The sequence below is a fragment of the Brassicibacter thermophilus genome (genome assembly GCF_055378355.1).
Map to the genome: position 1 here is coordinate 2695098 of NZ_AP042446.1, position 22159 is coordinate 2717256.

General features: G+C 32.1%; 23 protein-coding genes. All 23 read right to left on the reverse strand.

Annotated features, from left to right (window positions below; translation table 11 throughout):
- Positions 1 to 30: 30 nt before the first annotated feature.
- Positions 31 to 903 carry an ATP synthase F1 subunit gamma gene (atpG, locus tag ACZ41D_RS12930; protein WP_464151828.1) on the reverse strand — a complete coding sequence of 291 codons (873 nt, stop codon included), beginning with the start codon at positions 901 to 903 and terminating at the stop codon, positions 31 to 33.
- A 34-nt stretch (positions 904 to 937) separates the two neighbouring features.
- Positions 938 to 2455, reverse strand: a complete 1518-nt coding sequence (gene atpA / locus ACZ41D_RS12935) for a F0F1 ATP synthase subunit alpha (RefSeq protein ID WP_464151829.1) — start codon at positions 2453 to 2455, stop codon at positions 938 to 940.
- Positions 2456 to 2457: 2 nt separating this feature from the next.
- Positions 2458 to 3009 carry a F0F1 ATP synthase subunit delta gene (locus ACZ41D_RS12940; protein WP_464151830.1) on the reverse strand — a complete coding sequence of 184 codons (552 nt, stop codon included), beginning with the start codon at positions 3007 to 3009 and terminating at the stop codon, positions 2458 to 2460.
- Complete coding sequence (locus ACZ41D_RS12945) at positions 2997 to 3509, reverse strand: F0F1 ATP synthase subunit B (protein WP_464151831.1); 513 nt, start codon at positions 3507 to 3509, stop codon at positions 2997 to 2999. Before ACZ41D_RS12945 ends, ACZ41D_RS12940 begins: the two co-directional genes overlap by 13 nt.
- A gap of 79 nt (positions 3510 to 3588) precedes the next feature.
- On the reverse strand, positions 3589 to 3861 hold the full coding sequence (gene atpE / locus ACZ41D_RS12950) for an ATP synthase F0 subunit C (protein WP_464151832.1): 273 nt from the start codon (positions 3859 to 3861) through the stop codon (positions 3589 to 3591).
- 89 nt (positions 3862 to 3950) lie between these two features.
- Positions 3951 to 4766 carry an ATP synthase F0 subunit C gene (gene atpE, locus ACZ41D_RS12955; RefSeq protein WP_464151833.1) on the reverse strand — a complete coding sequence of 272 codons (816 nt, stop codon included), beginning with the start codon at positions 4764 to 4766 and terminating at the stop codon, positions 3951 to 3953.
- A gap of 25 nt (positions 4767 to 4791) precedes the next feature.
- Entirely contained in the window at positions 4792 to 5463 is a 672-nt protein-coding gene (gene atpB / locus ACZ41D_RS12960; protein WP_464151834.1) for a F0F1 ATP synthase subunit A, read from the reverse strand.
- 43 nt (positions 5464 to 5506) lie between these two features.
- Entirely contained in the window at positions 5507 to 5908 is a 402-nt protein-coding gene (locus tag ACZ41D_RS12965) for an ATP synthase subunit I (protein ID WP_464151835.1), read from the reverse strand.
- Positions 5909 to 5912: 4 nt separating this feature from the next.
- Positions 5913 to 6131: an AtpZ/AtpI family protein gene (locus tag ACZ41D_RS12970; RefSeq protein ID WP_464151836.1), complete on the reverse strand. Its 219-nt coding sequence runs from the start codon at positions 6129 to 6131 to the stop codon at positions 5913 to 5915.
- A 209-nt stretch (positions 6132 to 6340) separates the two neighbouring features.
- Positions 6341 to 7000 (reverse strand): CoA transferase subunit B, encoded by a 660-nt coding sequence (locus ACZ41D_RS12975; RefSeq protein WP_464151837.1) that lies wholly within the window; start codon positions 6998 to 7000, stop codon positions 6341 to 6343.
- The gene (locus tag ACZ41D_RS12980) at positions 7000 to 7656 is read right to left on the reverse strand and encodes a CoA transferase subunit A (RefSeq protein ID WP_464151838.1); all 657 of its coding nucleotides are present in this window, start codon (positions 7654 to 7656) and stop codon (positions 7000 to 7002) included. Before ACZ41D_RS12980 ends, ACZ41D_RS12975 begins: the two co-directional genes overlap by 1 nt.
- 87 nt (positions 7657 to 7743) lie before the next feature.
- A complete protein-coding gene (locus ACZ41D_RS12985; RefSeq protein ID WP_464151839.1) occupies positions 7744 to 8922 on the reverse strand; it encodes an acetyl-CoA C-acetyltransferase in 1179 nt (392 codons plus the stop codon).
- Between the two features lie 315 nt (positions 8923 to 9237).
- The gene (locus ACZ41D_RS12990) at positions 9238 to 10416 is read right to left on the reverse strand and encodes an acetyl-CoA C-acetyltransferase (protein ID WP_464151840.1); all 1179 of its coding nucleotides are present in this window, start codon (positions 10414 to 10416) and stop codon (positions 9238 to 9240) included.
- 456 nt (positions 10417 to 10872) lie between these two features.
- Complete coding sequence (locus ACZ41D_RS12995) at positions 10873 to 11634, reverse strand: cyclase family protein (RefSeq protein WP_464151841.1); 762 nt, start codon at positions 11632 to 11634, stop codon at positions 10873 to 10875.
- Between the two features lie 35 nt (positions 11635 to 11669).
- Positions 11670 to 12881 carry a homocitrate synthase/isopropylmalate synthase family protein gene (locus tag ACZ41D_RS13000; RefSeq protein WP_464151842.1) on the reverse strand — a complete coding sequence of 404 codons (1212 nt, stop codon included), beginning with the start codon at positions 12879 to 12881 and terminating at the stop codon, positions 11670 to 11672.
- A gap of 11 nt (positions 12882 to 12892) precedes the next feature.
- Positions 12893 to 14788, reverse strand: coding sequence for a TRAP transporter permease (locus ACZ41D_RS13005; RefSeq protein WP_464151843.1), 1896 nt, complete (start codon positions 14786 to 14788; stop codon positions 12893 to 12895).
- 52 nt (positions 14789 to 14840) lie between these two features.
- A complete protein-coding gene (locus tag ACZ41D_RS13010) occupies positions 14841 to 15413 on the reverse strand; it encodes a TAXI family TRAP transporter solute-binding subunit (protein ID WP_464151844.1) in 573 nt (190 codons plus the stop codon).
- Between the two features lie 364 nt (positions 15414 to 15777).
- Positions 15778 to 16425, reverse strand: a complete 648-nt coding sequence (locus ACZ41D_RS13015) for a GntR family transcriptional regulator (RefSeq protein ID WP_464151845.1) — start codon at positions 16423 to 16425, stop codon at positions 15778 to 15780.
- 256 nt (positions 16426 to 16681) lie between these two features.
- Positions 16682 to 18397: a sigma-54 interaction domain-containing protein gene (locus ACZ41D_RS13020; protein WP_464151846.1), complete on the reverse strand. Its 1716-nt coding sequence runs from the start codon at positions 18395 to 18397 to the stop codon at positions 16682 to 16684.
- A 113-nt stretch (positions 18398 to 18510) separates the two neighbouring features.
- Entirely contained in the window at positions 18511 to 19629 is a 1119-nt protein-coding gene (gene wecB, locus ACZ41D_RS13025; RefSeq protein ID WP_464151847.1) for a non-hydrolyzing UDP-N-acetylglucosamine 2-epimerase, read from the reverse strand.
- Positions 19630 to 19641: 12 nt separating this feature from the next.
- Positions 19642 to 20697, reverse strand: a complete 1056-nt coding sequence (locus ACZ41D_RS13030) for an MraY family glycosyltransferase (protein ID WP_464151848.1) — start codon at positions 20695 to 20697, stop codon at positions 19642 to 19644.
- A 262-nt stretch (positions 20698 to 20959) separates the two neighbouring features.
- Positions 20960 to 21448, reverse strand: coding sequence for a deoxycytidylate deaminase (locus ACZ41D_RS13035; protein WP_464151849.1), 489 nt, complete (start codon positions 21446 to 21448; stop codon positions 20960 to 20962).
- 81 nt (positions 21449 to 21529) lie between these two features.
- On the reverse strand, positions 21530 to 22159 hold the full coding sequence (upp, locus tag ACZ41D_RS13040) for a uracil phosphoribosyltransferase (protein ID WP_464151850.1): 630 nt from the start codon (positions 22157 to 22159) through the stop codon (positions 21530 to 21532).

Consider the following 22159-nt stretch of genomic DNA (forward strand, 5'->3'; position numbering starts at 1 on the left):
TTTTTCTTTAGGATAGGTATTCCTCATTAATTATTTTAAAGCATCTGCTCCACTTACTATTTCTGATATCTCTTGAGTAATAGATGCCTGTCTTGCCCTATTAAACTTCAACATCAAATTATCTATCATCTCTTCAGCATTATCTGTAGCTGATTCCATAGCCACCCTTCTAGCACCTTGCTCACTAGCAGAAGCTTCTATTAAGGCACCGTATATAGTACTTTTAACATACTTAGGTATTAAATAATTTAAAACTTCATTTGGTGAAGGTTCATATTCCACCACAGTATCCTCTGCCATAGTTTGTATTTCTTCACTATTGTCATTGATGTTTTCAGCAGGAAGAATCTTCATCATCCTCGGTTCTTGAGATATAGTGCTTTTAAAATGGGAATATACTAAGTAAACTTCATCTACCTCGTGTTTGCTGTAAAGTTTTACAGCTAAATCCCCTATAGTTGCAGCATGATGAAATTGAGGATTTTCAGATATATGAATAAATTCTCCGCTAATATCATAATTTCTCTTCTTAAAATAGTCTCTCCCTTTCTGCCCTACAGGTATTACCGTTACTTCTACATTTCTATTTTTCATATGGTTCTCTGCTAATCTTATGATATTGCTATTATATCCTCCTGCCAGTCCTCTATCTCCAGTGATAACTATATATAAAGACCTCTTTATTTCTCTTTTTTCTAAAAATGGATGTTTTAAACCAGTAGTAGAAGAAAGTATTTCTTGTATACTCCTTACTACAGTATTAAAGTATGGTCTAGTCTTCTCTAGTTTTTCTCTGGATTTTCTAAGCTTTGCAGATGCCACAAGCTCCATGGCCTTTGTTATCTGCTTTGTATTACTTACACTTCGGATACGTCTTTTTATATCTCTAATAGTTTGGGCCATGTTTTTCACCTCCATTCTTTCATGGGGTCAGATTTTATCTAAATATCTTTTTAAATTCTTGTATACCTTCTTTAAGCTTTTCTTCTGTCTCTGGAGTAAGATCTTTAGTTTCAACAATGCTTTTGCCTACTTCAGCGTAGTTTGATCTCATAAAACTTAAAAATTCTTCTTCAAACTGTCTTACCTTATCTACAGGTATATCTGTAAGGTATTTATTAATAACAGCATATATAATCATAACCTGTTCTTCTACAGGATATGGCTTATATTGTGGCTGGTTTAATATTTCCATAATTCTTTCACCTTGAGCAAGCCTTTCTTGAGTCTCTTTATCTAACTCAGAACCAAATTGAGCAAATGCTGCTAATTCTCTGTATTGAGCAAGTTCAAGTTTTAGAGACCCTGCTACTTTTTTCATTGCCTTAATCTGTGCAGCCCCACCAACACGAGAAACTGATAAACCAGCATTTACCGCAGGCCTTTGTCCTGCAAAGAATAATTCAGATTCTAGGAATATCTGACCATCTGTTATGGAAATAACATTAGTTGGTATATATGCTGATATATCTCCAGCTTGAGTTTCTATAATTGGTAGTGCTGTTATGGAACCACCACCGTATTTTTCGTCTAACTTTGCAGCTCTTTCTAATAATCTTGAATGAAGATAGAATACATCTCCAGGATATGCCTCACGTCCAGGTGGTCTACGTAAAAGCAGTGACATAGCACGATATGCAACTGCGTGCTTTGAAAGGTCGTCATATATTATAAGTACGTCCTTTCCATTTTCCATAAATTCTTCACCTATAGTAACTCCAGCATATGGAGCAATATATTGTAATGGAGCTAGTTCACTAGCTGTAGCTGCTACAACTATACTATAGTCCATAGCTCCTCTTTTTTCTAATACATCAACTATCTGAGCAACTGTTGACCTTTTTTGTCCAATAGCTACATATATACATATAACATCTTGACCTTTTTGGTTTAGGATAGTATCTACTGCTATTGCAGTCTTACCTGTTTGTCTATCACCTATGATAAGTTCCCTCTGACCTCTACCTATAGGTATCATAGAGTCTATTGCTTTGATACCTGTCTGCAAAGGCTCGGATACTGATTTTCTCGTTATAACACCAGGTGCTACCCTTTCAACTGGTCTAAACTTATCTGTATTGATTGCACCTTTACCATCTATAGGCTGACCTAATGCATTTACTACCCTGCCTATCATGGCATCTCCAACTGGAACCTCTACTATTCTTCCTGTTCTCTTTACTTCGTCCCCTTCTTTGATATTTTCATCTGAGCCCATAAGAACGCAACCAACATTGTCCTCCTCAAGGTTCAATGCCATACCATATACGCCGCCGGGAAATTCCAAAAGTTCACTGGCCATGCAATTTTCAAGACCGTGAATTCTAGCTATACCGTCACCAACCTGAATAACGGTACCTACATCTACTACATCAAGTCTTTTTTCGTATTTTTTGATTTGTTCTTTTATAATAGAACTAATTTCTTCAGGTCTTAGATTCATCCTTTTCTTCACCCCTATTCTTTACTTACTTTCACACCTTGAAGGTCTTCTTGAAGCATATCCAGCTGTTTTCTGATGCTTTCATCTATTACCTTATCCTGAACCTTTACTAATATTCCACCTATTATATCTTTATCTACAATATTTGTAAGGTTAACCTTTTTGTTGAATTTTTTAGAAAGTTTTTGCGATAATGCAAGCTTTTCATCTTCAGTCATAGGTATAGCTGTGATAGCTTGAGCGTCAACTATGCCATACTTTTCATTAAAAAGATTAATATATTCATCACTAATATCCTGAATATCTCTTTCTCTCTCTTTATCGATAACAATATACATAAGATTTAATATTTCTTGAGAAACTCTACCTTTAAAAATAGAGTTAATAATATCCTTTTTTTCTGCTTTGCTTATTTTAGGATGCTGTATGATAATATTTAATTTTGGCTCCTTTTGAAAAACCTGTGATATAAACAATATTTCATCTTTAAACTGTTCTAGCTTATCTAACTCTATTGCTACATCAAATAATGCCTCTGCATATTTCTTACCTACTAGCTTTGCCATTTACTTTCCCCTACCTCGTTTATAAACTCTTCTATCATTTTCTTATGCACATTTTCATCCAGGTTCTTTTCTATTACTTTAGAAGCCACCATCATTGATATTGCAACAACCTCTGCTTTAAGGTCTTCCATAGCCTTTTGTCTTTGTCTTTCTATTTCACTATTAGCCTTCTTAATTATATTTTCAGCTTCACTTCTAGCCTCAGCTATAATATTATCCTTTAATTCTTCTCCACGTTTTCTTGCTTCCTCTATTATAGCCTGACCTTCTTTTTTAGCTTCTTCTATCTTAAGCTCATATTCTTTCTTTAGAGCAGCTGCTTCATCTTTTCTTTCTTTAGCCTCGTTTAAGTCATTTTCTATTTTTTCTCTTCTTTTTCTTAACATTTCTGAAACAGGTTTAAAAAGAAAATGTCTTAATACAAGGTAAAGAATAAGTGTAGATATTAATTGTAGAATAAACGACGACCATTCTGGTAAAACTCTTACATCAAAGGCCATTAATATTATGCCTCCCTTCTCTATATTGTCTTGGAGTTAAACTCAGAAGAGATGGGTATGCCCACCTCTTTTTAAAATTTTATGCGCCAAGCAGTGGTCTTACAAATAGTAAGATTATAGCTATAACTAATCCATAGATACCTGTAGTTTCTGCAACTGCTTGACCTAAAATCATTGTCCTGATAATATCCCCTTGTGCTTCTGGTTGTCTACCAACAGCTTCTGCAGCTTTACCTGCTGCGTAACCTTGACCTATACCAGGTCCAATACCTGCAATCATTGAAAGTCCTGCACCTATTGCTGATGCTGCTAATATTAAATCTTTTCCTGTAATAGCTGTATTTGGATCCATAAAAAATTCCTCCTCTTTTTTTTATTCCAATTTTTAAGTAACGAATTCTCATAATAAATATTATCTTATAACAATTAAATATAGTTACACTATAATAAATTAAGTAATGGATTTGCAAACATTAAAACCAAAGAAATAATCAAAGCGTATATCCCTGTAGTTTGGGATACTGCTTGACCTAGTATCATAGTCCTAACAATACTTGCTTGAAGTTTAGGTCTTTTTCCAACAGCTTCTGTAGCTTTACCTGCTGCATATCCCTGTCCCATAGCAGGGCCTATACCAGCTATCATTGAAAGTCCTGCACCTATTGCTGATGCTGCTAATATTATCATAGCCCCTTCTACATTTATAAAAGGGTTTGCATACATCAGTATCAATGATATAACTAGGGACAGTATACCTGAAGTTTGAGATACTGCTTGACCTAATATCATAACAAAAGTGATAGATTTACTTTGTTTAGGGCTTCTACCAACTGCTTCAGCTGCTTTACCTGCTGCATATCCTTGACCTATAGCTGGTCCCATACCTCCTATCATTGACAAACCTGCTGCTATACCTGATGCAGCTATTATTAAACCAGCAAAGTCAGCACCTTTAAGCCCTAATAATGGATTTGTAAACAATAATATCAATGCAACAACAAGAGACAGTATGCCTGAAGTTTCAGCTACTGCTGCACCTAAAAGCATCATAAGGGTAATTGATCTACTATTTTTGGGAGTCTTGCCAACAGCTTCTGCTGCTTTACCTGCTGCATATCCTTGACCTATACCTGGGCCTATACCAGCTATCATAGCAAATCCTACACCTATTGCTGATGCAGCTAATATAAGGTCCTTAGTTTCAAATTGTAACAGCCAATTTATAAACCTAACAATAAAATTACTTGATTCTGCCAAATTTTGATACCTCCCTTCCTCTAGTTTAATCCATAGCCATTGATACAAAAACCATTGTAAGCATAGTAAATATGAATGTTTGAATAACACCTGCAAATACATCAAAATAAGCATGGAATACAGGAGCTACTATTGGTGCAAAAAATCCTAACGCAGAATACAGAAGTCCCATAATTATTACTCCACTTAAGATATTACCAAATAGACGGAAGGAAAGCGATACAGGATTTGCCAACTCTCCGATAATATTTAGTGGAAATAAAAATGGCACAGGCTCAAAAAATCCTTTAACATACCCACCTAGTCCCTTTGATTTTAAACCATAGTATTGAGTCATAACAAATGTTATTATAGCCAATGTAAATGGCACATTGTAATCAGAGGTAGGTGGCACAAAACCAATAAGCCCAAAAAGGTTCGCAATCAAAAGGTAAAGAGCCAATGTTCCAATATATGGTGCAAATTTCATGTTCTTAGCTCCCATAGAACTCTTAACAAATGATTCTACACCTTCCACTAAAAGCTCTATAACATTTAAAAACTTTGAAGGCTTTTTATCTATATCTGCCTCTTTAAGTTTTTTGTTTACTACTATAGCAAATATAGAGAGTATAATAACTATAATCCACGAATTGACAATAGTAGCTGGAATAAAAATTTCTTTTCCAAACATAGTAAGAGTCATTTCTATTTTCATAATTCTAACCTCCTTTCTTTTGAGATAAATATTTTAAATTATTTTAAATTTTTTTACTATGGCGTTTAAATTTAATTTTAATTATATCACAAAATGCATCAGAAATGATGATAATTTTTACCATTAAAAAACCTATTACGACAGTAACAAAACTAATGTAATCTGCTATAACTGATATGTATAAAACTACTCCATAAATAATATACCTAATTATGTAATTCCCCATTACATATCCTTTAATTCTATTAGCACGTTTAGTTACTGCTTTTTCTAAAGTTAATGACATGAGTCTAAAGTTTAATATATTAATTGTAGTACCAAATATCAAACCATATATATATGGTTTAGGATTAGAAAATACAAAAAAAATTATACCAATTAATATAAGAGCAAGTGCTATAACTCTTTTGATAATTTCTTGATTGGTATTTTTCTCTAGACTCATAATGTCACTTCCTTTTATTTATTCTTTTAACTAATTTAAAGAGATTAGTAAATGCAGAAAGTATTCCAACAACAGTAAATATTGATAAAAATATAACATTTGTATTAAACTTTTTGTCTAAAAAGTGCCCTAATATTATACAACCTATTATAGGTATCGACATAGAAAGGCCTATTTGGGTTATAAAAACTATATTTTCGTAAATTTTCGACTTATCCCCCATTATTATTTTATCACTCCAGTAAATTATTTCAATATATTTTTTGAAAAAAAATTAACAATAAAAAAATTTCTCTAATTTTCTTATAATTATTAAATATTATTATAATACAATTTACTGTTTTGGTAAATAAGTAAAGAAGTTCAACAATTATAATTTGAAAATAATATCATTTCAACTTAAATTAAAAAGCAGAGATATTATCCCTGCTTTTATACTTTCATTTCTTTTAAATTATCTGCTATGATAAAGTTAGCTTCCGTTGCTGCCTTTATATCTTCTATAGTAACCTCTGGTCCAATTTCTTTTAATACTAATCCTTTATCAGTTACTTCCATTACTCCCATTTCAGTAATTATTAGATTTACTTGACCTTTAGCAGTAAGTGGCAATGTACATTCTTTCAATATTTTAGGTTTACCTTTAGCTGTATGAGTCATGGCTATGATTACCTTTTTAGCACCTGTTACTAAGTCCATTGCTCCACCCATACCTGGTACTAATTTACCCGGTATCATCCAATTTGCTAAGTTACCTTTTTCATCTACCTGAAGTGCTCCTAAAACTGTAACATCTACATGACCGCCTCTTATTATTCCAAATGAAGTAGCACTGTCAAAAAAAGCTCCTCCTTTATTTATGGTCACATATTGCCCACCTGCATTTACTAAGTCCTTATCTTCTTCTCCTTCCTTTGGTGCAGGCCCTAATCCTACAAAACCATTTTCCGAATGAAAAGTAATATTTATATCGTCAGGAATATAATTGGCAACCATAGTTGGTAAACCTATTCCTAAATTTACAACATCTCCATCCTTTAATTCCTTTGCTACTCTCTTTGCTATTAATTCTTTGATCTTATTCTTATCCATTATTTTTCGCCTCCTAACACTATATAATCAACAAATAAGCCAGGAGTCATTACTACATTTGGATCTATTTCTCCTACTTCTACTATTTCTTCAGCTTCTACTATTACTATGTCAGCAGCTGTAGCTACTAAAGTATTGAAGTTTCTAGTTGATGCATTGTAATATACATTCCCTTTTTTATCTACTTTAGTTCCTGCTATTAAAGCTATATCTGCCCTTAATGGCAACTCAAGCAAATATTCCTTACCATCAATTTCTATTTTTCTTTTTCCTTCTTCAATAATCGTCCCTATTCCTGTAGGCGTAAGTATTCCTCCTAATCCTGCTCCACCTGCTCTTATTTGTTCAGCTAGTGTTCCTTGAGGCACTAGTACCACTTCTGTTTCTCCTGTAGACATCTGTCTACCAGTTTCTTTATTTGTGCCTACATGAGAAGCGATAATTTTTTTAAACTGCTTATTCATAACTAATTTTCCTATTCCTATTTCTGGAAAGGCAGTATCATTAGCTATTAATGTCAAATTTTTTGTTCCTTTTTTAACCAGTGCATCAATTATTTTATGAGGATTACCACAACCTAAAAACCCTCCTATCATAATTGTCATACCTTCTTTTACTTTACCTACTGCTTCTTCTATAGAAATAATCTTACTCATATTTTATACCTCCTTTAAGGGTCCAACTTTAACGCTTTAATTATATAGACATATTTTAAGCTTAAATTTTGTTTACCTAAAGGTAAATTATCTTTTTACTATTATAGAAGTACCTTGCCCTCCACCTATACATAAAGTGGCAAGTCCGTTCTTAACATCTCTTTTTATCATCTCGTGAAGTAATGTTACAAGTATTCTCGCACCTGAACATCCTATAGGATGACCTAATGCTATCGCACCTCCATTTACATTTGTCTTTTCTGGATCAAGCCCTAAGTCTTTTACTACTGCTAATGACTGTGCTGCAAATGCTTCATTTGCCTCTACTAAATCTATATCTTCTATAGTCATTCCTGCTTTTTCTAGTGCTTTTCTTGATGCTGGCACTGGACCATAACCCATAATCTTTGGATCTACTCCTGCTGTTGCATAAGAAACTATAGTAGCTAGTGGTTTTATGCCTAGTTCTTCTGCTTTCTCTTTTGACATTATTATCAACGCCGCTGCTCCATCATTTATCCCTGATGCATTACCTGCAGTTACTGTCCCATCTTTCTTAAATGCTGGCTTTAGTTTTGACATCTTTTCTAAACTTGAACCAAATCTTGGGTGCTCATCTGTGTCTACTATTATTGGGTCTCCTTTCCTTTGTGGAACTTCTACTGGCACAATTTCATCTTTAAATCTTCCACTCTTAATAGCCTTTTCAGCTCTCTGTTGACTTTGAAGAGCAAATTTATCTTGTTCTTCTCTTGTTATGTTCCATCTTTCTGCTATGTTTTCAGCAGTAATTCCCATGTGATAATCATTAAATATGTCCCATAGTCCATCGTGTACCATATAATCAACTACCTTGCCATCTCCCATTCTCTGTCCCCATCTTGTGTTTGGCAATATATATGGTGCTGCACTCATGTTTTCTGTTCCACCTGCTATAATTACATCTGCATCCCCAACCATAATAGCTTGTGCTGCTAATTGTACTGTCTTTAATCCTGAGCCACATACTTTGTTAACTGTGTAAGATGGCACTTCTACAGGTATCCCTGAGTGTATTGATATTTGTCTTGCTACGTTTTGCCCTAATCCTGCTTGTAATACATTACCAAATATCACTTCGTCAATCATATCTGGTTTTACTCCTGCTCTTTCCATTGCTGCTTTTACTGCTACAACCCCTAATTTTACTGCCGATACATTTTTAAAACTCCCTCCAAAAGTACCTATTGGTGTACGTACTGCACTAACTATGACAACCTCTCTCATATAATACATCCCCCTTTTTGTATTTTTTACCAACGGTTTTTTAACACTAAAAAATACAAAACTAAAAAGTGTTTGTTATACCACAAAATCAATATAGCAATAAATATACCATTTATATAAACGCGTATTTATAGCCATTTTGTACTATATCAAAAATATCACTATAGAAATTTTTCTACTTTATTTTTTTTACTCTCTTATCAAATAATTGCTGATTGCTGAAAACACAAATTAATACACAATAAAAAAAGTGTATCCATTCGGATACACTTTTTTTATTGTGTAGATATTTTTATACATTTTAATAAGATTTAACTATCTTTTTACTATCATAGCAGCTCCTTGACCTCCACCTATACATAAAGTGGCAAGTCCGTTCTTAACATCTCTCTTTATCATCTCATGAAGTAATGTTACAAGTATTCTCGCACCTGAACATCCTATAGGATGGCCTAATGCTATCGCACCTCCATTTACATTTGTCTTTTCTGGATCAAGCCCTAAGTCTTTTACTACTGCTAATGACTGTGCTGCAAATGCTTCATTTGCCTCTACTAAATCTATATCTTCTATAGTCATTCCTGCTTTTTCTAGTGCTTTTCTTGATGCTGGCACTGGACCATAACCCATAATCTTTGGATCTACTCCTGCTGTTGCATAAGAAACTATAGTAGCTAGTGGTTTTATGCCTAGTTCTTCTGCTTTCTCTTTTGACATTATTATCAACGCCGCTGCTCCATCATTTATCCCTGATGCATTACCTGCAGTTACTGTCCCATCTTTCTTAAATGCTGGCTTTAGTTTTGACATCTTTTCTAAACTTGAACCAAATCTTGGGTGCTCATCTGTGTCTACTATTATTGGGTCTCCTTTCCTTTGTGGAACTTCTACTGGCACAATTTCATCTTTAAATCTTCCACTCTTAATAGCCTTTTCAGCTCTCTGTTGACTTTGAAGAGCAAATTTATCTTGTTCTTCTCTTGTTATGTTCCATCTTTCTGCTATGTTTTCAGCAGTAATTCCCATGTGATAATCATTAAATATGTCCCATAGTCCATCGTGTACCATATAATCAACTACCTTGCCATCTCCCATTCTCTGTCCCCATCTTGTGTTTGGCAATATATATGGTGCTGCACTCATGTTTTCTGTTCCACCTGCTATAATTACATCTGCATCCCCAACCATAATAGCTTGTGCTGCTAATTGTACTGTCTTTAATCCTGAGCCACATACTTTGTTAACTGTGTAAGATGGCACTTCTACAGGTATCCCTGAGTGTATTGATATTTGTCTTGCTACGTTTTGCCCTAATCCTGCTTGTAATACATTACCAAATATCACTTCGTCAATCATATCTGGTTTTACTCCTGCTCTTTCCATTGCTGCTTTTACTGCTACAACCCCTAATTTTACTGCCGATACATTTTTAAAACTCCCTCCAAAAGTACCTATTGGTGTACGTACTGCACTAACTATGACAACCTCTCTCATATAATACATCCCCTTTTTATTAATTTTAAAAAATAATAATTTAATTAAATGTTATTTTTTTATCTATTACTATGATAAATATTGATAATTTTTTAACATTTCAAACTGCATTCTTAGCTTTAAATCATACCTAAAAGTAACTAATATCTTTTTAATTATATACATCCTATGTAAATGCTTAGATTTAATATAATTTACGTTATGTAACATAATATTTTATATTTATTATTCATCTATATTTTATCACTATTTAAAAAAATTTCAATACATAAATGTAAAAAAATTAACAATATTTTTTTAATGTTTTAAGATTGTTTCACAAATATAATATGAGGAAATTGCATAATAAAAATATAAAAAATTTGCAAGTTTAAATTTTTGTACGACATCTAAAAATTAAACTTGCAAATTTTAATAAGAGCTATTTTTATATTTTTTTAAGGCAGTTTAAGCTTTTTATTCATAAATAGCTACTGCTCTACACCAACCAGCTGTTCCTCTTTTTATTTTTATTGGAAATGCAAATACCTTAAATCCAATAGGCGAAGGAAGAACCGATAAATTAGCTAATTTTTCAATTTGAAGATACTCTCTTTTTCTTCCATAATAGTGACTAGCCCACAAGTGATTTTTATTTCCGTCAGCTCGATATGATTCTACCATCGCTTGAACAGGTCTATCCAGAGTCCAAGCGTCTATTCCTATAGTCTTTACCCCTTTATCTAATAGATAATCTACTCCTTTTATTCCAAGTCCAGATTGCATTTTTAAATATTCTTTTGTTGTTGTTCCCCAGTATTTATCGCATCCAGTTTGTAATAAAACTATATCACCTGGTTTTATACTGTATTTCAGTTTCTCCTCTGCATTTTTCAAATCATCAACAGTTATCTCATCTCCAGGATTTTTATGTCTCATATCTAACACTACTCCGTCACCATAACACCATTCCAATGGAATTTCGTCGATTGACTTTGCAGGTTTGCCCTCTGAAGTAGGGCCATAGTGAAATGGCGCATCAATATGTGTACCTGAATGTGTAGATAGTGTAACAAAATCAGTAGCAAGAGCTGTAGGTTCAGGAAAATCAGTAGGTTCTATACCTGCCACTTTAGCCAGTCTATGAACACCCATTTCGTGGGGTGAATGTTTTATCTCTGGTGGAAATGGTTCAGTAGCATCATTTTCTAAGCAAACACTTAAGTCATAGATTTTCATACTTAATCCTCCTAATTTATACATAATTTATAGATTTAAATATTTTCCTTTTCTAAATCACTAATTATTTGTTTAAATTCTTCATCATTTATCGCTCTTTTGTTATTTATTGCTAAACTCTTTATTCTTTCTAACAATTTAGGTTTAATAGATTCATCAATAGTTAAACCTAGTTCTTCTAATTTTACATCTATTGATTTTAAACCACTTTTTTTCCCTAATATTACTCCAGCTTTATTTCCAATAAACTCTGGCCTTAAAGCAAACATAGCTAATGGAGTATTCATTACTAAATCTATTCCTATTCCAGATTCACGTACAAATATATTATCTCCAACTAATGGTAGATTAACATTTTTTCTGAAATTTGATATTTCTTCCACTTTATCTGATACTTCTTTTAAAATATTTAATTTGTAATCAACATCTAATCCATATAATACCTTTAATCCTACTAAAATTGCTTCTAGTTGTGTATTCCCACTTCTCTCTCCCATACCATTTATTGAAGTGTGTATTACCTCAGCTCCTCCTTCAACTGCAGCAAATGAAGTAGCTACTCCCATTCCAAAATCATTATGCGCATGTATTTCTATAGGAATATCAAACTGTGCTTTTAATTTCCTAACCAATGCATTTACTGCACCTGGTAATATACATCCCATTGTATCTACAATACCAATTGAATCTGGTCTAGCTTCCTCAATAATTTTTGAATATAGTTCTACTAAGAATTCATAATCTGCTCTAGTTGTATCATAACCAAAATACACTACTTTTAAATTATTTGCTTTGGCATATTTTATGGTTTCAATACTTTTCTCAATAATATCTTCATCTGTCCATTTTGAAAATTGATATTTTAATTTAGGTCTTCCTGTTGGAATCTCTATAACTACACCATCAACGCCGCATTCTACTGCCATATCAATATCTTCTTTTATAGCTCTAGCAAATGAAAATATTTCTGCTTTCAATCCTAGCCCTACAATTTTTTTAATTGCTTCTTCATCAGCCTTTGAAACAGCAGGCATTCCAGCTTCTATTCTATCTACACCTATTTCATCTAACATTTTGGCAATCTCAACTTTATCATCAACAGTAAATACTACGCCAGGAGTTTGCTCTCCGTCTCTTAAAGTTGCATCATGTACTTTTACTTTTTTAGGTAAATTTAAAGTTGATCTATACTCATCTAAATAGTTATATTTACTTACCCACCAATTTTCACTACTCCATTTTTCCATCTTATTACCTCCTAAATAATAGCCTTATCTTTTTTGTTTTTTGTTAAAATATAAATAGCTGCTAGTATTGCAAATCCAACTATATCTGTTAACAATCCTTGATAAATCATTAACAGTCCTGAAATAAATACTATTATTCTTTGTAGTTTACTTAAATTAACATTAAGATATCCTACTAGACTGGTTGCAATACAAAATACTCCAATAGCAGCCATAATAAAGGTTTGTCCAACAACTAAAGGACTTCCTACCATTAATAAACCATCTCCAAAAACAAACATATATGGCAGTATAAAACTTACTAACCCGTATTTAAAAGCTGTCCATCCAACTTTATTCAAATCAGACCCTGCAATTCCAGCAGCGACATATGATGCAAGGGCTACTGGTGGTGTAATAGTTGAAATACATCCAAAGAAGAATACAAACATATGTGCTGATATTAATGGTAACCCTAATTTAACTAGTGCTGGAGCTACTACTGAAGCAAGTACTAAATAAGCTGCAGTTGTAGGTAACCCCATTCCTAATATAAGAGAAACAAACATTGTTAATATTAAAGCAATTAATATATTTCCACCTGATATTTGAATAATAATCGTAGCAAGTTTTGAACCTAATCCTGTTATTGATAATATACCTGCTATTATTCCAGCTGCTGCACAAGCTATGGCAATTGAGCTAGTATCAAATGCACCTTTTTTCAACGCTTCGATGACTTTAATTCCAAACTCTTTCATAGTCACTTTGCCACTTATTACCTGCGAAATAAGATATACTGAAACTAAGGCAATTATAGATACTAATGCAGCTTTAAAAGGTGAATATCCTATAACTATCATCATTATTAACAATGCTATTGGTAATATATAGAACCAGCCCTCTTTCATTATAGAAACAAATGTATCATTATTCTCCTCATTATTCATATCGATATTCTGTTTCTTTGCTTCTAAATGTACTATTGCAAAAATCGACAAAGCATAGAGAACTGCTGGAAGTATACCTACTTTCATAATGTTTGAATAAGGTACCCCAATTAATTCAGCCATCATAAATGCTGCTGCCCCCATTATAGGTGGCATTATTTGACCACCTGTCGCTGAAACAGCTGATATAGCAGCAGCTTGGTCTTCTTTATAACCTGATTTAATCATCATAGGAATTGTCAAAGATCCAGTAATAGCTACATTGCCTGCAGCTGACCCTGATATCATACCTACTAATGCACTGAAAATAATTGATGTCTTTGCCGTTGCTGCTACAAACCTTCTAGTCAATACTGATGATAATTTAAATAAAAATTCACCTGCACCAAGTTGGCTTAAGAAAGCACCATAAATACAAAATAATATTATATAAGTTGCTGAAACACTAATTGGTATTCCATATATACCTTCTGTTGTAGTGTAAAGGAATGTAAAAATTCTAGATACAGAATAAGATTTTGACCTTAACATACCTGGTAAATAACTTCCAATAAATGGATAAGCTAAAAACACTGCTGTAATTATTGCTAACGCCATTCCTGATGATTTACGTGTAGCATCTAATACTATTAATATCGTTATCATCCCAATAATAATATCTACTTCGTTTGTTCCTCCACCACTTAAAATAATTGCTTCCCATCTATATAGTAAATAAATACCACAGATTAGAAATATTACAGGCATTATAATCCTATATAGTGTTTTTAATCCTTTGTTCTTATCCCCATCCTCTTTATTTTTCTTATTTCCTAGGTACATTATCATTACCATAGCAGTAAGGTGTATTACCCTTATCGACATACTAGACATTGTAAGTATGCCAGATACATTTAATATATGAAATAAACTTACTGTAATTGCTATTAAAGAGGAAATGAGCATAAAGCCTTTCTTCTTATTGATAGAGCTTTCCATTTATTTCCCTCCATTACTTTTAATGATACCTCCAAGCAAATTTATTAGTGTATTACTCTAAACTATCAAAGTATTTTTTAGCACCTGGATGTAAAGGTATAGCTGTATTTTTTGCTGATTCTAACTCTATTTGCTTTGCATTTGCATTTGCTTCTTGAAACTCATCTAGATTATCGAATATTGCCTTTGTAATATTATAAACATCGTCTTCACTAATATCATTATTTACAATTAATGTATTCTTCACACCTAAAGCGACTGCATCTTTATCTAAACCATAAGTTTCTTTAGGAACGATTATTTTACTATAATAAGGATATTCTGATAATATTTTTTCAATCCTATCTTCCTCAATATCAATAAATCTGATATCAGTTGTAGCTGTTAACTCTAAAACTGATGAAGCTGGATAACCTGAAAGTGCAAGAGCTATGTCAACATTTCCATCTGATAGTTGAGAAAAACCATCTGAATATGATAAATAGCTAGGAACTACATCGTCAATGCTTAACCCTTCACTTTCAAGAAGAGCTTTTAATATAGGTAAAGTTCCTCCACCAGCAGGACCAGCTGCAATTTTCTTGCCCCATAGGGTAATAAGCTCCACCCATACTTGCTGTTCCAATACTCATATTTAAAGATTGTGATGCGTCATTATTTGAGCAACCAAATAAAAATACATTTAAACTTAAAATACATACTAAACAAATTAACAATGTTTTCTTCTTTGTCATTTAATTCACTCCTTAATACATTTTTATTTTTTGACAATTTAATAATATATTCTTTTATATGGTTAATATTTATTATTGCTTCATTTGCTTCATTACCTCCTCCTTTTTGCTTCGTTTATTTCCTCCTTGTTAAAATTTTATTAAAATATTATTAGCTCGTTATAAAATATTGCAGCTTGCATAAATACTGCTTAAACTTATGTTAAAATAGCTTAGCTAAAAATCGTTTGCACTTTTCGGTAAAAATTACCTTTATCATTTTTTTGTATTTACATGCTTAATTAGTTCATGAGAAGACTTAATCTTATGTTCTCTCAAGTAATTTTCCACTTTTTCATATTCCTTGTTCTTTATCAATCTCAATATTTCTCTATGTTCTTCATTCGATGATTTACATCTTTCTGGAGAAAGCATAAATACAGATCTTGTCCTTTCATATTCTTCCCACATATTTTTAATCATCTTATACAAATTCTTATATGGTAAACAAGAATAAATAGTAAGATGAAAAAGTTGGTTTAATTTACCATACTCTAATAAATTCCCTTCTCTTAAGTAGCTATCCATCTTATCAATTAATTCTTCTAATTCATCTAGCATTTCTTTAGTTATATAATCTATACTTAATCTAGCAGCATATCCTTCCAATACACCACGGATCATAAAATTTTCTATTACGTCTTCTTTTTTAATTTTTGAAACTATAGGTCCTACATTTGGAACTAATTCAACAAGATTTTCACTCTCAAGAGTCCTAATAGCCTCTCTAACTGGAATTTCGCTTATATTATTATCTTTTGCAATTTTACTTATAACAATTCTGTCCCCCGGAAGATAAGCACCTCCATTTATCTCATCTTTCAACTTTTCATAAATTATTTGTGCTTTAGTCTTATATTCCATATAGACATCTCCTTTTAAAATCATATATCATATATGATTTATAATATATCATATATGATTTATTGTCAATAATTTATTTAACTATAAAATAAATTTAATATTTAATGATTGATGAAAACGTAAATTATAAATTACTAGCATAAAAAAAACTTTCTCTGATACAGTATTTAAGCACTATACAATATAATTCGTTCAAAATGAATTATTAAAATAGTGCTTAAATAAGTAACAGTGAAAGTTGCTTTTCGCTAGTAATCTATAGATCTGATATCTGCAAATTATATGCAGCAATCTTTTTATATAGAGCAGTTCTGTGAATTCCTAATTTTTTAGCCGCTAATGTTCTATTTCCTTTACTTTCCTTTAATGCCTTTTTTATAGCATCTATTTCAGCTTTTCTAACCACATCTTTTAACATTAAACTTTCTTTATCATTATTTACATCCCTATTTTTATGTTTGTTTTGAAGATATTCAGGTAAATGCTCGGCAAGTATTATATTGCCTTGTGCAATATTTAATGCTCTTTCTAAAACATTTCTCAACTCTCTTACATTTCCTGGCCAGTTATAACTTTCAAATATAGAAATTACTTCTTTAGATATTTCCTTTGGTTCCAATTCTAACGAGTTAACTAACTCATTAAGTATATGTTTTGACAATATAGTTATGTCATCAAGTCTTTCCCTTAATGGAGGAATAAAAAGCCTAATAACATTAAGTCTATAATATAAATCTTGTCTAAACTTTCCTTTCTCTACTAACTTTTCAAGGTCTTCATTGGTTGAAGCTATGACTCTTACATCTAATTCTATCCTCTTGTTTCCACCAATTCTTTCAAATTCTCTTTCTTCTAAAACTCTTAAAAGTTTTGCTTGCATTTCTAACGGCATAGTTCCTATCTCATCTAGCAATATAGTTCCTCCATTTGCAAGTTCAAATTTACCTATTCTTCCTTCTTTTTTAGCTCCTGTAAAAGCACCTTCCTCGTATCCAAAAAGCTCCGATTCTAATAACTCTTTAGGGATAGCTGCACAATTTAAACTTATAAAGGCACCATATTTTCTATTACTTGCCCTGTGTATAGCATGGGCAAAATATTCTTTTCCTGTTCCACTTTCTCCTTGAATTAGCACAGTAGAATTACTTTCTGCTGCCCTCATTGCTATTTCTTTTAACCTTTTCATCTTCTTATTTTTGCTGATTATATTATCAAATGAGTACCTAGCTGTGTGCATTCTCCTTATTTCGCCTTTATATTTATGCACTGCATCCTCTAATAATTCTAATTTTCTAGCAAGGTATTTTAATTCTTTTACGTCTTTAAAAAGTACAGTACCAACTGCACCTATTACCTTGCCGTCTTTTATAATAGGAGTTCTGCTAGCTAGCATATCATGACCTTGTATCCTCTGCACATCACATAACTCCTTCTTCCCTGTTTTTACCACTATATGTAATCTAGTATTTTCTATTACATCTTGTACTGGTTTCCCTAATACTTCCTCTTCTTTTTTCCCTAAAAGTTTTTCATAATTCCATTTTAAAATCCTACCGTCCTTATCTACCAATACCATACCTTGGTTCGCATGGTCAACTATATCTTTCATCATCTCTAAACTATCCATGAGTTCCTGAAGTTTGCTATCAGAATCTCTCTTTAAAGTTACATCTTTAAATACAATTATGCTATATTTATGTATGTTATCTATTACATATGGTATACTCTTAAGATATAAATTCTTACCCTTTAAACGGACTTCTTTTTTATCTATTTTCTTAAATATTATACTGTTTATTGATTTTTGGGGAAATATAGACATGTAATGACTATTAATGATGTCTTGTTTCTTTATGCCAATTATTTTTTCTAAACTACGGTTAGCATATATTATCTTACCATCATTATTGATAATAGCAATTGCATCAAATAAGTAATCAAGTACCTTAATGTCAACCTCCTCTAATTTCACAAAATCACATCCTTCTCTTAAATATAATAAGGCCTTTGGTTTGTGTATTATGCATATATTCTATACCAAAGTCTAAAATCCTCTACATAAAAAAACGGAGATAATTCTCCGTTTTAGTTAAAACTATCCACTATTATATTTACGATTCTCTCTGCAGCCTTACCATCTCCATATGGGTTTACTGCATTAGCCATTTTATTATATTCATCTGGATTATTTATTAATATGTTAATCTCATCATAAATATGTTCTTTTTCTATTCCTATTAGTTTTGCAGTACCAGCCTTTATTCCTTCAGGTCTTTCTGTTTCTTTCCTCACAACTAATACTGGCTTACCTAAAGAAGGTGCTTCTTCTTGTAAACCACCTGAATCAGTTACTACTAAATAGCATCTTGCCATAAGATTTGCGAAAGGCAAGTAATCTAAAGGTTCTATAAGATGAATCCTGTCAATATCTCCCAAAATACCATTAGCTATATCCCTTACCTTTGGGTTTAAATGAACAGGAAATATTACCTCTACATCATCATTTTGATATACTATATCTTTTATAGCATTAAATATGTTTTCCATAGGTTTTCCTATGTTTTCCCTTCTATGTGAAGTTAATAGTATGACCTTTTTATTTTTATAATCAATACTATCTAGCAAATGATCGTCAAATATATAATCCTTAGAAACAACTTGAAGCAAAGCGTCTATAACAGTATTGCCTGTTACATATATTTTACTATCTTCATATCCTTCTCTAAGTAGATTTTGTCTGCTATTTTCAGTAGGTGCAAAGTGAAAATCTGTTAATACTCCAGTAAGCTTTCTATTTGCTTCCTCAGGATACGGTGAATAAAGGTTCCCACTTCTTAATCCTGCTTCTACATGTCCTATCTTAACCTTGTGATAAAAACCTGCCAGAGCACCTGCAAAAACTGTAGTAGTATCACCTTGGACTAATAACACATGAGGCTTAACTTTCTTTATAACTTCCTCTAGCCCAGTTAATGCACGAGTGGTTATCTTCGTTAGGGTTTGTCCTGGTTCAAATATGTTTAAGTCATAATGAGGAGTTATATTAAATATATCAAGAACTTGATCAAGCATTTGCCTGTGTTGTGCTGTAACACAGACTGTGCTTTCTATATTATCTCTTTTTTTCATTTCTTGTATTATAGGGGCCATCTTAACAGCTTCTGGTCTTGTCCCAAAAACTGTCATAACTTTTACCTTGTCCATCTATTCCACCTCTTATCTTTCTACCTTTTTACCTTCTTTCACCTTATTGTGCCTATTTTCTATATTAAGTTTAGATAATGCAAATAATATAAGTGTTATAAGGACACCTAACATTATTATTGCCTTATGAATTTCAACCTCAGCTAAAAATACTGCAGTACCTCCTAGAAACGCACTTACAGAATATAATATAAGTACTGTTTTCTTTTGGCTAAAACCTTTAGCTAAAAGCCTATGATGAAGATGCCCCTTGTCAGCTTCCATAATAGGTCTTTTATTTTTAACTCTTCTAAATATAGCAAATGTCGTATCAAATATTGGAAGTCCTAGTATTAGTATAGGCACTATTATTGCAATAGCTGCCACACTCTTCATAACGCCTTCAATAGCAATAACCGACAGCATATATCCTAAAAAAAGTGCTCCTGTATCTCCCATAAATATCTTAGCAGGGTTAAAATTATATGGTAAAAATCCAAAAGCTGAACCTGCCAAGATCGCTGACATTATCATTACACTCACATATCCGAAACGTGACGCAACAAATAATAAAGACATTGCAGCTATAGAAGCAACACCTGCAGCTAAACCATCTAAGCCATCTATTAAATTTAATGTGTTAGTTATACCTACTACCCAAAATATAGTCACTGGTATTGAAAATGCTTTTAAGTATAATAATTCATCACCACTACTAAAAGGTTTTGTTATAAAATCTATTTTTATATCGCCTAATACTAATACAGCTGCAGCTAATATCTGAGCCAAAAGCTTAATTTTAGCAGATAAAGGCTTAATATCGTCTATTATACCTGTTATAACTATAATGGTTGCACCTAGCATAATATAAATTAATTTTTTATCTAATGGTAAAAAAATAAGCATGGAGATTATTGTTGCTGCATATATAGCTAACCCTCCAAGCCTTGGAATAGGTGTTTTATGAACTCTTCTTTCGTCTTTTGGTACATCAATAGCTCCTATTTTATTGGCAATTTTTTTTGCCAATGGTGTTGTAATATATGCAATAAATACTGCTACAAAAAAAGGTAAAATACATTTATCCATTTTAACACTCCCTCTATATCTATAAAAATAAGCCACACATACTCTCATAAAGATAGCAATTGTATTTAAACTCTACGAATTAATTTTTTGATGTTTATAAATATTTACAGCAAAAATTGTACATACTACCTCACATTGATTGTATATAAAATAATGCAATTAGTCAATAAAACTTATATCCAATAATCTAAGTCAACCTAGTCCAAGATATTACAATTACTTAAATTATAACCTTATATTAAAAATATATTACAGTTTACATTTAATATCCAAAATTTCCTATTAAAGAATCATCATCATCTATCCAATCCTGAACATTAATTTCCCTATACTCATTTTCAGTATCTCTTATTATTACTTTTTTTATGCCAGCATTTATAATAAGCCTTTTACACATAGTACAAGAATTAGCATTTTTAACCAACTCATTAGTTTCCATTTCTCTACCAACTAAATACAAAATTGAACCAATCATATCTCTTCTGCTTGCTGATATAATGCAATTTGCTTCAGCATGGACACTTCGGCACTTTTCATAATTTTGTCCTCTTGGTATATTCATTTTTTTTCTTATACAATATCCTAAATCAGAACAATTTTTTCTTCCTCTAGGGGCACCTGTATATCCAGTAGAAATTATCTCATCATTTTTCACTATGATAGCACCATAATTTCTTCTAAGACATGTTCCTCTTTCTAAAACAGTTTCTGCAATATCAAGATAATAGTTATGCTTATCCCTTCTTTTCATATATATAAACACATCCTTTCTAAATAACGTTTAGCAGAAAAAATACTCCCCCTTAAGGGGAGCATATCAATTATCTATCTTTTATTTTGTTCCAAATAATCTATCTCCAGCATCACCTAAGCCAGGCACAATATATGCATGATCGTTTAGTTTCTCATCTACTGCAGCTAAATATATATCTACATCAGGATGAGCTTTTTTAACTGCTTCTAGTCCTTCTGGTGCTGCTATAAGACATACTAACTTAATGTTGGTAGCTCCCTTATCTTTTAAAAAACTTATAGCTGCCGAAGCTGAACCTCCAGTAGCTAGCATAGGATCAAGTACTATTAGTTCTCTTTCCTCTACATCACTTGGCAACTTACAATAATATTCCACAGGTTTTAAAGTCTTTGGATCTCTATATAATCCAACATGTCCAACTTTAGCAGCTGGAAGTAAATTTAACATACCTTCTACCATACCAAGCCCTGCTCTTAAGATAGGGACAATTCCTAACTTTTTGCCTGATATAACTTCTGATTTTGTCTTACATATAGGTGTTTCTATTTCTATTTTTTCTAAAGTAAGATCCCTTGTAACCTCATAAGCCATAAGCATTGAAACTTCCTTAACTAATTCTCTAAATTGTTTTGAACCAGTATTTTTATCTCTAATAATAGTTAACTTATGTTTTATCAACGGATGATCTAAAATAGTTACTTTTGCCAT